Genomic DNA, 12526 nt, shown 5'->3' with positions numbered 1-12526 from the left:
AAATGACGCTTACCGAAAGACAGAAGGATATACTGCTAGCGATAATTGAAGAGTATATGCAAGAGCCCGAAGAGGTTGGCTCTGCGCAGATCATCAACAAGTACGGTTTTAATGTGAGCTCAGCTACCGTCCGCAACGAGATGGTGAAGCTGATGGAGCTTGGGTATCTAGACAAGCCCCATGCTTCAGCAGGTAGGCTTCCAACTGATATGGCATTTAGGCTCTATATAAATGAGCGGGTTGATAAGTCGCTGCAAGACTCGATCCGAATGGTGCAGATAAGGCAAGGAATTTTCAGTGTGCGCTTCTACCCAGAGAAATTGATCAAGACTATCTTGGAGCTGCTGGTGCAGAATAGCGGATGCGCATCTTTCATATTGATGGACGATATGTCGAGGCATTATGGAGTCTCTTCGCTTATGAACTATGAAGAGTTGAAGAATGTAGATTTCCTCCAGCGGATTCTAGATCTGCTTGAAGATGAGAATCTGTTGCGCAGCGTGTTTACACGTGCCGGTAGCGATGATGTAACTGTGCTTATTGGCGGTGAGTTGGGTATTAAAGATCTGAACGAGTGTGCAGTTGCTTTTACAACCATGAAGTTTTGGGATAACCGGGTGGGGCACATGGGTGTTATCGGCTCACGTAGAATGGATTATAGGAATGTGATTCCGATGTTATCAGAGGTTCGTACTTCAGTTGAGGAATCGCTTAAAGGCTGGAGTTAGCCACTATCAATATTATGAAAAAAGATACAAAACAGAAAAAAACTACTATTACAAAAGAGAGCAACACAGTAGCTGTTGAGAAGATTCAAGAGCTTGAAGCTAGGTTAGAAAGTGTGACTCGTGATAGTAAGAAAATAGGTGAAGAAAAAGAGGCCCTGTTAACGCAGTTGAAGAAAAGCTTGGCCGACTACCAAAACCTGGAACAGGCTATAGACAGAAGGGTCGAGCTGAGGATGTTTCAAATGCGTAAGGAAATGGCTTCAGAGCTTATCACAATTGCCGAGGATATGAATTATGCAATCGGCGAGAGTAGGGAGATGCATCTTGATGTTGCCGGCAAGGCTTGGCTAGAAGGGGTGGTCAATATATTGGGTAAGTTGAGAAGCGCTATGAGCCAGATTGGGATTAGAGCAATTGAGGTGAAACCAGGAGATCGATTTGACCCAGAGCTACATGAGGCAATTGCCATAGTGAATCTCGGTGAAGACAATACTATTCATGCATTGGCCGAAGGCGGATATGTATTAGATGATCTCGTAATCAGGCCAGCAAAGGTGGTTGTAAATAAAGTACCTGCTAATTAATAATGCCAGGAATTTTTCAGCATATGTGCGAAGTCATTCTTGGCAATATAAATCAGCATGTAATATAAATTATTAAATAATAAACAATGGCAAAAATAATCGGAATAGATCTGGGTACAACAAACTCAGCAATGGCATACCTCTCGGGTGGTAAGCCAGAGGTGATCGCAAGCAGCGAGGGTGGTCGACTTATACCATCTGTAGTTGCACAGGATGAGAAAGGCCAGGTGCTTGTCGGTACACCGGCAAAGAACCAGGCTGTAACCAATCCTACTGGGACTATCTACTCGGTCAAGAGATTGATCGGACGTAGATGGGATGACCCAGCAGTCCAGAAAGACAAAGGGCTGCTTCCATTCGAGATGCAGAAAGCCAAGAATGGTGGCGTCGAAGTAAAAATGGGCGATAAATGGATGTCACCTCAGGAGGTCTCGGCTAAAGTCTTGGCCAAGCTTAAGAAAGATGCAGAAGCATTTCTGGGTGAAGAGGTCACCGAAGCCGTGATTACTGTTCCAGCATACTTCGACGATGCACAGCGTAAAGCTACAAAAGACGCAGGCAAGATTGCAGGTCTAGATGTGAAGCGCGTGGTAAATGAGCCTACAGCTGCAGCACTTGCATATGGCTTAGACAAGAAGAATGATGAGATCATTGCTGTATACGACCTTGGTGGCGGTACATTTGATATCTCAATCCTCGAGATCGGTGATGGCGTTTTTGAAGTGCTTTCAACAAATGGTGATACACACCTTGGCGGTGACAATTTCGACCAGGTATTGATTGATCATATTGCCGAGCAGTTCAAGAAGGATAACGGAATCGACCTCCGAGAAGATAAGACAGCTTTGCAAAGATTGAAAGAAGCAGCGGAGAAATCAAAGATTGAGCTCTCATCATCGGAGAAAAGCGAGATCAATATCCCTTACATTACAGCAGATGCCTCAGGTCCAAAGCACCTGCGCATGGATCTCACACGGGCTGAATTAGAGAAGCTGGTGTCCGACCTGATCGACAGCACCATCGAGCCAATGAAGAAAGCATTGGCTGATGCGAAGCTGGAAAAGAGTGATATAAAAGAGATCCTCCTAGTCGGTGGTATGACAAGAATGCCGGCAGTTCAGAAGAAAGTTGCTGAATTCTTCGGTAAAGAACCAAATAAATCGGTCAACCCAGATGAGGTTGTAGCCGTAGGAGCAGCAATCCAGGGTGGGGTACTCGCTGGAGATGTGCACGACATCACTTTGCTCGATGTGACACCATTGACCTTAGGTATCGAGACGGCCGGTGGAGTTCGCACCGTGATGATCCCACGAAACACCACAATCCCTACTGAGAAGACACAGACTTTTACAACCTATGCTGACAATCAGCCATCGGTCGAAGTGCACGTGCTTCAGGGTGAGCGAGAAATGGCGTCAGACAATAAGACGCTTGGCAAATTCATGCTAGACGGAATTCCACCCGCACCACGCGGAGTGCCACAGATCGAGGTTACATTTGCACTAGACGCAAACGGAATCCTCAATGTGAAAGCTGTTGACAAGGCTACGGGCAAGGAGCAGAAGATTACAATAACTGCGAATACCGGTTTGTCCGACGACGAGATCGGAAAGATGGTAGACGACGCAGCAAAATTCGCGAAGGAAGATAAGGAGAAGAAAGAGAAAGCAGAAGCAAAGAATGACGCCGACTCATTGATATTTAACACAGAGAAGCTGTTTAGCGAGAACAAAGATAAGATCGACGCAGATAAGCAGAAAGAGGCTGAGAAGGTGATCGAAGAGCTGAAAAAGCTAATCGAGGCTGACCCAATCGATGTAGAGAAGGTGAAGGAGAAGACATCTGAGCTACAGAAGTTGGTTGGTGAAATCAGCCAGAAGATGTATCAGCAGGCAGCCCAAGAGGTTGAGAAAGAGGAGGGTGAGAAGAAAGAGGGTGGAGAAGATAAAGATGCTAAAGGGAAAGAGAAGAAGTCTGACGACGATAAGGAGAAGGCTCAAGACGCCGAGATAGTAGAGTAGTCAGTTGGTACAGGTTGGGAAGGGGCAGCGCGCTTATTGAAGTAAGCCCTGCCCCTAAACAGTGCCATACAATTTATCTCGGGTTGTGTGCTTCGATTTATTGAATACCATTCTGATATAGTCGCGATTGCCTCGCTTACAGTCGAGCCAGTTGTGATGACATCGTCGACAATCAGTATCTTCGGACAATCTTTCGCAACGATCTCATTCATCTGGTACACACCTTTCACATTTGTTCTCCTCTCTTCAACTGTAGAGCTGCTCTGGTGCTGGTTTGCAGATAGCTTGTGCAGCAGTGGTACAACTTTCAGGTCGAAACCGTACTCTTTCCAAGCAAATTGGGTGATTATTCGTGCCAAGATCTCCGATTGGTTAAATCCACGCTCATTCTGCCTTGTGCGATGGAGCGGGATCGGGACAATCGTGCTTTCCTTTACCAACTCGCGTATCTCAGGTATATGACTTAGCCGCTGTTTGATAATTGCAGCAAAAGTACTCTGCAGATCAAAGTAGCCTTTAAATTTGAAATCGCGCATCAGGTCACGACCTAGATCGCTATATCTCCAGAGCGGGATTGCGCGAGTAGGGGAACTCGGTCGAACGCAGGTGGTATGAGTTCGATAACCGCCCGAAATTCGCCTGCACACAAAACACTCGGGAACTGTTGGAATCAGTCGCTTCGCGCATCTCGAGCAAAGCCAGCCTCCACTCTTGCCACAGCCAATGCAAAATACTGGAAAAAGAAGGTTAAGGAGGGTTTTGAGCATACTGCTCTAATTGTAATTCCCAAAGGTTAATTTCGTATGAAAATAGTGAGTTGATAAAAGTTATTGGAACGTATATCATAATTCCCGATGCTTAATTTTCGCTAAATGACACGCATTTTAAGCAAACTACTACGTTGAAACTTATATTCTACAACTATTTATTTAACCAAAAGTCATGAGTTTTCTTAAGAAGCTTTTTGCCAGACGGGATACTGTAATCATCATTTCGATAATCCTCTTCTTTACCAAGCTGTTTGGTTTTTTCAAGCTACGCCTTATTGCAGATCAGTTCGGTATAGATTCAGAGCTCGACATATTCTGGGCAGCCTTTCTTGTGCCCGAGACGATTTTCAACATTATCATTGCAGGTACAATTAATGCCGCTGTGATCCCTGTATTCATGGATGTGAGGGTGAAGCGCGGCGAACAGAAGCTGCTCAAGTTGTTCTTGGTTACGAGTGGTGCGATAGCGATATTCTCGATGTTTATGGTGTTTGTCCTCTATGTACTTACGCCTGGAATGAGTGAGTTTATACTAGAATCGGGCTATCTGGGTAGCAACCTGCGTGTAAGTGCGGGTGAAGAAGAGAAGGCGCTTCTCCTGCTCCTGGTAAGAATCATGTTGCTCTCGCCGCTGTTCCTTAGCGTGAGCTCAATAATTACGGCGTTCTTACAGGTCCACAGGAGATTCTTCGTAACGGCTTTAGCGCCGCTGCTCTATAACGTAGGTATGATTTTCGGTTCAATCATATTTGTGGGGTATTACGACATGGGGGTCGAAGGGCTAGCTTGGGCTATGGTTCTTGGGTCGATGCTCCATGTTGCAGTGCAGATTCCGATAGTCGTCAAATTCGTGAAGATCCACCTGAAGATCGAGCATCTTGAAGATATACAGGTGAGGACTAAGTTTTATGTAACAGGACTTTGGGAAATCATCCGTCTCGCCGTCCCAAGGATGCTTGCCTTCCTTGGTGAGCAGATTAGCAGCGTCATCAACACCCTGATCGCATTTAACATCGCATCGGGTGCATTGAGTGCCTTTGAATATGCGATGAGCCTGCATCTTTTCCCTGTGCAGATCTTTGTGAGTGCTTTCTCACTTGTGGCCTTGCCAAACTTAGCCGAGTATTTCTCCCGTGATAAGCTTGATCAGTTCGTAACCGAGTTTAATAAATCTCTGAAGCAGATGATGTTCATTATCCTGCCATGCGTTGTGGCTATGGTTGTGCTTAGATTGCCAATCGTGAGGTTGGTTTTCTCATTTGAGGGAAACTGGACAGCAACGGTTGTAACAGCATGGTCGCTAGCTCTGTTGGCGGGCTCAATGATCGCCCAGGCGGGAAATGCAATCACTCTAAGGGGCTTGTTTGCATTGCACGAAACTAAGCTACCGCTGCTTGTTACGGTGATTACAATAGTTGTAAACATTGTCTGTAGCTACTACCTCACCAATTTCTTCAGCCACTATGTTGACTGGCGTCCAATCTTGTCTGAGCTGCTGATCCAGATAGGGAGTGGACTGTCTCCAGAGAGTAGCGCATCATTGCTGGACATTGCCTCTTCAATCCAAGGGGATATATGGACCTGGATGACCACAAGGAGTGCATCAAATGCCTCGGTTGGTGGACTGGCACTTAGCCTCAGCATCGCATTTGTTGTAGAGATGACTCTAAATATGTTCTTCTTGAATAGGAAGGTTGCAGTGCTTAGCTGGGCGCGCACTTTCAAGCCGATCTCATTGATGATGGTAAACGCATTTGTCATGGGTGCGGTAATGTACTTCATCTACCGTTTGACAGACTTCTCTCTCGACACAACTCGAACAGCCAACATTATCCTCTTGTTTATTGTTACAGCAATAGTTGGTGGATCTGTTTACCTTTTGCTCAGTTATCTATCGGGACTAAGTGAGGTCTCGATGGTCAATAAAGGGATAGATTTCGTCAGACGTAAACTGAAATTCGCCGTTTAAGATGGAGCCCCAAGCTACACAGCACAACCCGGTTCCACAGGTTGAGCAGGTGGCGCCAAAGGTGCAGGAGAGTGAACCAGTCGCACAGGTAGAGCCAGTCGAAGTGATTGACCGGCCTGCAGAAGTTAAGGCCGCCAGCCCAAAGAGAAAGAAGAAAAGGCGAGGCTGCTGTGGAGTGATATTTTTGCTACTAACTATACTCTTCCTAATCATCGTGGGTGTAGTTGCATACCTGATCTATAGCTACATGCAGTGGGAAGAAGGCTTCAACAGGGATCTCGCGACAAGCAATGTGATTGAGGTAGATATCGCAGCTTTCGATTACACCCCCCAACGTAATAGTGCACTTGTGAAGATCGACAGCTTTGTTGATAGTGAAGAGGAGCTGAATTTTGTAGAACTAACCAAGGAAGAAGCGGCTGTTCTGTTTGCTGATACTATCGCCGATGCACTCCCGGAGTATCTCGAGCTTGAGAAATTTTACCTCGAGACAGCAGATGGGGAGTGGAACGTCTATATTCAACTATCTGCTCAAGAGGAGGCACTGCCTGTGCTGCATCTTGTGGTGGTAAAGGATGCGGTTGAGGGTGCTGAAATATTTGTAGAGGATATCTATGTTGGTCCGGTAAATCTGGAGAATCTTGGACTGAATTCATTAAAACATACGATTAATCGGGCTTACTATGACGCTGTGCTCACGGTAAATGATAATAATTACGCTTCGCATACGATCGAGAACATAGAGCTTGAAGAAGGCTCTATAATTATCAAAGGGAGAAGGAATTAGCTGGCTTAATATCTGATAAATTAGGCTTGACGATTCTGCCATATGACATTAAAATCTTCTAGCAACATCAAATGGTGTTTGCTAATTCATGTATATATCTAATTAAATTTTTATTCATAAAAAATGGCAAAAGATGCAAAACTTCAGCCACTCGGATCAAGAGTCGTCGTAATGCCTGATGAGGCAGAGGAGACAACATCGGGAGGTTTGATAATTCCACCTACAGCACAGGGCGATAAGAAGCCTGAGGTAGGCGTAGTTGTTAAGCTTGGTACTGGCAAGAAAGATTTTACTTTCTCAGTAAAAGTTGGTGACAGAGTGTTCTTTAAGAAATATGCACCGGACGAGATCGAGATTGATGGTCAGCTTTACTACATCCTCGAGGAAGAGGAGATTTTGGCAGTTCTTGCTAAATAAGAGTTAATTTATTAAATATTCATTAAAAATGGCAAAGCAGATTATATTCGACGAAGAGGCACGCAAGAAGCTTAAAGAGGGAATTGATGCGATCGCAAATGCGGTCAAAGTAACCCTCGGTCCAAAAGGCCGTAACGTAGCCCTCGCTAAGAAATATGGCACACAGGTTGTAACCAAGGATGGTGTCACAGTTGCAAAGGAGATCGAGCTCTCAGACCCATTCATGAACTTGGGTGTAGAGATGCTCAAAGAGGCCGCATCAAAGACAGCTGATAAAGCAGGTGATGGTACAACAACAGCAACAGTTATCGCGCAGGCAATTGCAACCGAAGGCTTGCGAAATGTAACTGCCGGCGGCAATCCAATCGCTATCAAGCGTGGTATCGACAAAGGCGTTGAAGCAGTTGTAAAGAATCTCAAAGATTCTGCAAAGAAGATCTCAACAAGAGATGAGATAGAGCAGGCTGCAACAATCTCAGCAAACAACGATGCTGATCTGGGCAAGCTGATCGCCGATGTATTCGACAAGGTTGGTAAGGATGGAGTAATCACAGTTGAAGATGCCAAAGGCTTCGAAGACGAGGTTGTATTCACCGAGGGTATGCAGTTCGATAGAGGATATGTAAGCCCTTACTTCGTAACCGATGCAGAGACATTGGAGGCAGTGATGGACGACCCATATATCTTCATCACAGATAAGAAGCTCTCGACATTGCAGGATATTCAGGCAATGGCAGAGAAGGTATTGCAAGCAGCAGACAGACCACTGCTTATCATCGCAGAAGAGATTGAGAATCAGGCAATGGCAACTTTGGTTGTAAACAAGCTCCGAGGGACCCTAAATGTTGTAGCAGTTAAGGCTCCAGGATTTGGTGATCGAAGGAAAGATATGCTCAAGGACATTGCAGTCCTTACAGGCGGTACATATATCTCTGAAGAGGTCGGCAAGACCTTGGATTCAGTAGATCTGACAGATCTTGGTTCTGCTAAGAAAGTGATTGTCGACAAGGACAACACTATCATTGTAGATGGCGCCGGTGAGAAATCAGCAATCGAGGCTCGAATCGCAGAGATCAAGGCTCAGGTTGCAAATACTACATCTGACTATGACAAGGAGAAGCTCCAGGAGAGATTGGCCAAGCTTTCAGGTGGTGTAGCTGTAATCAAAGTAGGTGCAGCATCTGAAGTTGAGATGAAGGAGAAGAAAGACCGTGTAGAGGATGCACTCCATGCAGCCCGCGCTGCTCTCGAAGAGGGTGTAGTGGCAGGTGGTGGTTTGGCACTTCACAACGCACGCAAGGTATTGGATAAGGTAAAGGTAGAGGACGAAGATGAGCAGATAGGTATCGAGATCTTGCGAAAGGTATTGAGCGAGCCTATGAAGCAGATTGCTGAAAATGCTGGCTTCGATGGCGCAGTTGTAGCCGACAAATCAGATGAGAAGAAAGGCTTCAACGCCCGAACAGGCAAGTTTGAAGATCTTATGGCAGCAGGCGTTTCTGACCCTGTAAAGGTTACTCGATCTGCTCTTACATATGGCGCATCTGTCGCAACTATGTTGATCACTACCGAAGCAGTAGTAGCTGACGAGCCTGAGAAGGAAGGCGCAGCAGCTGGCGGTATGGGTGACATGGGTGGTGGAATGCCAGGTATGATGTAATCGAGGATGGGTATGGAGAAAGAAAAGGGGCTGAAAAGCCCCTTTTTGTTTGACCTTTGAAGGGATGATTATTCGACGAAACGGCGCTCCTGTGCAAGTACTATACCGACGACCGTCGAAGACTCAATCGTACCACTGAACTTGTCCACCACCAGTTTAGAGCCATCTTTATAGACCACAAGGTCTCCTTCTGTAGGCTGTGAGGTAGGGCTTATAAACAGAGGACCATTTCCACTTATTTGTACATTCTTCGCTTCTACAATAGTTGGGTCGATAGCAAAGGCTTCTTTGTCAGTCTGGATAATCCACTCTGGGGCCGAGTAGTAGTAACCAACCTTGTTTGAGAAATCAAAGCCGCGTGGGATTGTTGTGAACAATGGAATCTGTGAGGAGAGTGTGCCTTCGCGAACTGAGCTTTGTACCTCGGTAAGGAGGTCAACCGGTCCGACAGAGAGTGCTTCGGCTAGCTTGTTAATTTTAGCCAAAGGGCTACTAGCACCTCGCTCGTACCTTGAAATCATTTCCCAGGATACCCCAATCTCCTTTCCCAATTGTTGCTGAGTTAATCCTAGCCTCTTGCGATATTTACGGATCTGCTCACCTATTAACTTGTAGTTCATATACTAGAAATTCTAGTTGGGGTTTCTTCTACCGTATATAGATTCCTAGTGTCCTTATATAGAAGCCGTTTCTATATTGTGAGTGAGATTATATCTAAAATTCATTAAAATGTAAGACTAAATTAATTCTAATCATGCCCATGAAAGATCCTGGGGAGACAATTGTATACAAAGTGGGGATAGTGCTGTCGGAAGTTGTCGAGACAATACAGGAGATGTTCGCAGTAATTAACGAAGATGGTGCCACAAACAGCGCTCGTAAATATGCGATGATGAAATTGGAGGAGTGTATCCTCCAACTTCAAAATCTTAAGAACTACTTAAAGCAAAGTGACTAGCACTTGACGGCCGTGTCTGCTAATTGTTATATTATATAACCTTGGTGCGGCTGGGAGTCTCTAGTCTGTGCCAATGGACCCGACCACTTAGTACTGATAGATTAAGTGATAAGTCAATTATTTGGATTTATGGCTTATTTCGAGCATTTTTGAGCTCTACTAATGCTAAGTGGTCGGGTCCCATTACAATTTACATATTTAATTTTTAACAAAATTGACTATGTCAAGAATTGCAGTATGGAACCCGTGGAAAGGTGTACCACGAGACTTCTGGGATTGGGATGTAGATTTCCAATCTTATGATGATGTCCAGATGGACATTTATGAAGATAAAGATAATGTCGTCGTCAAGGTTAAAGCGCCAGGCTTCAGCAAGGATGATCTTAAGATACAGATTGAGTCTAATATGATAACTGTTTCTGGATCAGTGCAGGAGGAAAATGAGGAGGACAATAAAGATAAAAAGTTTTACCGCAAGGAGATACGCTCATTGTCTTTCTCACGTGCATCTGATCTTCCTGTTGCTGTTAACGCTGATAAGGCAGAGGCAACCTTTAAAGATGGGATTCTCCAAGTAACTCTCCCGAAGCGAGAAGAGGTTAAGCCGAAAAGCATTGAAGTAAAGGTAGGGTAGTCGTTACTGGATTATATCCCTCGGTAGTTTGTAAATGTATGTGGCCCACTTGCTTGCAAGTGGGCCACATCTTTCTCTGATGGTGTGGGTAGCTCTTTTCATACCCATATACTATTATGATGGGAATGGAAAAGAAGCTGTCCAAGACTGGGAAGATCCGTAGGACATTTCACACAATTTTCAAAACAGTTTCCTATGTCTACAAGAAGGCTCCGGCTTCTGCATTGACTAGAGATACTGCTTTTTTGATAATCACAATCCTTGAGCTTTACCTTATCCGCGTTGGTGGCCAGTTTATTGATGCTACGGCGGATGTTCTGCATAGCTGGGAGAGTTTCGATATCACACAATATTTTTTTACAGATTCGTTTTATTTCCTGATGATCGGGCTCGCTATTTGGATTGTAGTGAAGGGGCTTAACAACCTCAGGGTGTGGCTCCTCGACAGGATTAGCAGGGAAGTATTGCTAGAAGGGGAGAAAGAGGTGCTAGATAAGGTGTCGACAGAGAATATGCAGGAGGTTGAGAGGGTTGATTTCCAGGAGCTGCTTGCATTTGTGCCCAATTACTCTATTGAACGACTCATCACATCATATGACACGTTTACTACTGTCGTGCAGCAGCTTATTAGAACGGTAAGCTCGATGGTGATTCTGTATGAGGTGATAGGGTGGCCGAGCGTGACCTTGGTGTTGATTAGTATCGCTGAGCCAGTAGTGATGTATTTCGGAGAGAATAAGATTAGGAAATTTCGAAAGAGGCAAATCGGTGGGATTAAGTTCGTTAACTATCTCAGGTATATAGCGCTTGAGATACCAAATTTCCCCGAATTACGTGTTAACAACGTGTACAAATATATTAAGCAGAAGTATTGGGATGGGAATTTCTCATTCAACAAGGAGCTGACCGAGCTTCAGAAGCACTTCTATATCGATAATTCGTTTTTCGCGATGATTGGTCGACTTCTTTTTGTCGTGTTTATCATCTATACACTGTTTGTGTCGATTACGAAGAGACTCACAATCGGTGATTTTAAAGCACTTTATGACTATGCGGAGAGCGCATATAATGGTAGCTTCTCGGTAATTAGGAATCTATTCAGACTGCTCGACGATATATCCTATACAGACGAGTTTTTTGCACTGCTTGAATATGAGGGTTTTAGCGACCTAGAATCCGGGAATATGAAATTAAGCAAGCGCGACACGCCAACCCTGAAGCTGTATAAGGTCGACTTCACCTATCCTGGTGATAAAGAGAAGTCTCTGGAAAACATAAGTATGGTGGTAAATCCAGGGGAGAAGGTAGCAATCGTCGGTGGTGATGGCTCAGGCAAAAGCTCACTAGTCAAAATCTTGTCTGGTCTTTATGCGCTCCAGACTGGTGAGTATTTTTTGGGTGATTATTCGGTGCGCGAGTTAGAAAGGGGTGAGCTTAAGAATCAGGTAGCTGTGGTATTCCAGGATTTTGTCAGATACAACTTCACGATAGAACGAAATATCATGCTGACTGGTGAGTCTGTCAAGGTAAATCGTAGTAGGTATGAATTTGCTAAGGAGGTCGCAGGGGTGAGCAAATTCATGAAATCGGAAGGCTTGAAAGATGATCAGCTGCTTGGAAAATATTTCAGCGGTGGTCGTGAGATCCCGGCAGGCTATTGGCAGCGAATCGCAATCGCCCGAATGGTCTACCGTGACCGCAACATTATGTTAATGGATGAGCCGTTCACCTACGTTGATAGTGTGTCGCGGAAGAATATTTTGGACAATATTTTCAAATTGGTAAACAGCGATGATCGAATCCTGCTTTACATCACTCGAAATGTCGATAATCTGGAGGAGTTTGACCGGATTTACTATTTGCGGCACGGCAAGATTGTGGAGTCTGGCTCGTACAAGGAGTTGATGAAGAAGAAAGGGGCATTTTTCAAGGAGGTAGAAGCTTCTTAAGGGCACCCGACCACCCGACCACTTGCTTCGCAAGTGGGTCGGGCAAGTG

General features: G+C 45.0%; 12 protein-coding genes. 10 read left to right on the top strand and 2 right to left on the bottom strand.

What is annotated here, in order from left to right:
• The first annotated feature begins 2 nt into the window (after positions 1–2).
• From QY318_01895 to dnaK, 3 genes are all read left to right on the top strand, one after another.
• Positions 3–728 (top strand): hypothetical protein, encoded by a 726-nt coding sequence (locus QY318_01895; protein ID WKZ31494.1) that lies wholly within the window; start codon positions 3–5, stop codon positions 726–728.
• A 14-nt stretch (positions 729–742) separates the two neighbouring features.
• Positions 743–1312, top strand: coding sequence for a nucleotide exchange factor GrpE (gene grpE, locus QY318_01890; GenBank protein WKZ31493.1), 570 nt, complete (start codon positions 743–745; stop codon positions 1310–1312).
• Positions 1313–1398: 86 nt separating this feature from the next.
• A complete protein-coding gene (dnaK, locus tag QY318_01885) occupies positions 1399–3333 on the top strand; it encodes a molecular chaperone DnaK (protein ID WKZ31492.1) in 1935 nt (644 codons plus the stop codon).
• On the opposite strand, the gene QY318_01880 is transcribed toward dnaK, so the two are convergent.
• Positions 3309–3869, bottom strand: coding sequence for a hypothetical protein (locus QY318_01880; GenBank protein WKZ31491.1), 561 nt, complete (start codon positions 3867–3869; stop codon positions 3309–3311). The two genes, dnaK and QY318_01880, sit on opposite strands and share 25 nt — an antisense overlap.
• A 406-nt stretch (positions 3870–4275) precedes the next feature.
• On the opposite strand from QY318_01880, the gene QY318_01875 reads away from it, so the two are divergent.
• The 4 genes from QY318_01875 (at position 4276) to groL (ending at position 8936) form a co-directional block, all read left to right on the top strand.
• Positions 4276–6072, top strand: coding sequence for a lipid II flippase MurJ (locus tag QY318_01875; protein ID WKZ31490.1), 1797 nt, complete (start codon positions 4276–4278; stop codon positions 6070–6072).
• Between the two features lies 1 nt (position 6073).
• Positions 6074–6859, top strand: coding sequence for a hypothetical protein (locus QY318_01870; GenBank protein ID WKZ31489.1), 786 nt, complete (start codon positions 6074–6076; stop codon positions 6857–6859).
• Positions 6860–6982: 123 nt separating this feature from the next.
• A complete protein-coding gene (locus QY318_01865; protein WKZ31488.1) occupies positions 6983–7276 on the top strand; it encodes a co-chaperone GroES in 294 nt (97 codons plus the stop codon).
• A 28-nt stretch (positions 7277–7304) separates the two neighbouring features.
• Positions 7305–8936: a chaperonin GroEL gene (groL, locus tag QY318_01860; GenBank protein WKZ31487.1), complete on the top strand. Its 1632-nt coding sequence runs from the start codon at positions 7305–7307 to the stop codon at positions 8934–8936.
• Between the two features lie 68 nt (positions 8937–9004).
• Here the strand turns inward: groL and QY318_01855 are convergent, their stop codons facing one another.
• Entirely contained in the window at positions 9005–9556 is a 552-nt protein-coding gene (locus QY318_01855; protein ID WKZ31486.1) for a helix-turn-helix transcriptional regulator, read from the bottom strand.
• 140 nt (positions 9557–9696) lie between these two features.
• Between QY318_01855 and QY318_01850 the strand changes: the two genes are divergently transcribed.
• From QY318_01850 to QY318_01840, 3 genes are all read left to right on the top strand, one after another.
• On the top strand, positions 9697–9894 hold the full coding sequence (locus tag QY318_01850; protein ID WKZ31485.1) for a hypothetical protein: 198 nt from the start codon (positions 9697–9699) through the stop codon (positions 9892–9894).
• Between the two features lie 220 nt (positions 9895–10114).
• Positions 10115–10528 (top strand): Hsp20/alpha crystallin family protein, encoded by a 414-nt coding sequence (locus tag QY318_01845; GenBank protein ID WKZ31484.1) that lies wholly within the window; start codon positions 10115–10117, stop codon positions 10526–10528.
• A gap of 125 nt (positions 10529–10653) precedes the next feature.
• Positions 10654–12477 (top strand): ABC transporter ATP-binding protein, encoded by a 1824-nt coding sequence (locus tag QY318_01840; GenBank protein ID WKZ31483.1) that lies wholly within the window; start codon positions 10654–10656, stop codon positions 12475–12477.
• Positions 12478–12526: the final 49 nt, after the last annotated feature.

The sequence above is a fragment of the Candidatus Dojkabacteria bacterium genome (assembly GCA_030583845.1).
Taxonomy (GTDB): domain Bacteria; phylum Patescibacteriota; class Dojkabacteria; order SC72; family JAHDCA01.
Note: the sequence above shows the minus strand (reverse complement) of the source record. Positions and strands in the feature narration are given on the sequence as shown.

Coding starts and splice junctions, on each gene's coding strand:
- QY318_01895 (WKZ31494.1), top strand. CDS start 3: ATGACGCTTACCGAAAGACAGAAGGATATACTGCTAGCGATAATTGAA.
- QY318_01875 (WKZ31490.1), top strand. CDS start 4,276: ATGAGTTTTCTTAAGAAGCTTTTTGCCAGACGGGATACTGTAATCATC.
- QY318_01840 (WKZ31483.1), top strand. CDS start 10,654: ATGGAAAAGAAGCTGTCCAAGACTGGGAAGATCCGTAGGACATTTCAC.
- QY318_01865 (WKZ31488.1), top strand. CDS start 6,983: ATGGCAAAAGATGCAAAACTTCAGCCACTCGGATCAAGAGTCGTCGTA.
- QY318_01845 (WKZ31484.1), top strand. CDS start 10,115: ATGTCAAGAATTGCAGTATGGAACCCGTGGAAAGGTGTACCACGAGAC.
- QY318_01880 (WKZ31491.1), bottom strand. CDS start 3,869: ATGCGCGATTTCAAATTTAAAGGCTACTTTGATCTGCAGAGTACTTTT.
- QY318_01850 (WKZ31485.1), top strand. CDS start 9,697: ATGAAAGATCCTGGGGAGACAATTGTATACAAAGTGGGGATAGTGCTG.
- grpE (WKZ31493.1), top strand. CDS start 743: ATGAAAAAAGATACAAAACAGAAAAAAACTACTATTACAAAAGAGAGC.
- QY318_01870 (WKZ31489.1), top strand. CDS start 6,074: ATGGAGCCCCAAGCTACACAGCACAACCCGGTTCCACAGGTTGAGCAG.
- groL (WKZ31487.1), top strand. CDS start 7,305: ATGGCAAAGCAGATTATATTCGACGAAGAGGCACGCAAGAAGCTTAAA.
- dnaK (WKZ31492.1), top strand. CDS start 1,399: ATGGCAAAAATAATCGGAATAGATCTGGGTACAACAAACTCAGCAATG.
- QY318_01855 (WKZ31486.1), bottom strand. CDS start 9,556: ATGAACTACAAGTTAATAGGTGAGCAGATCCGTAAATATCGCAAGAGG.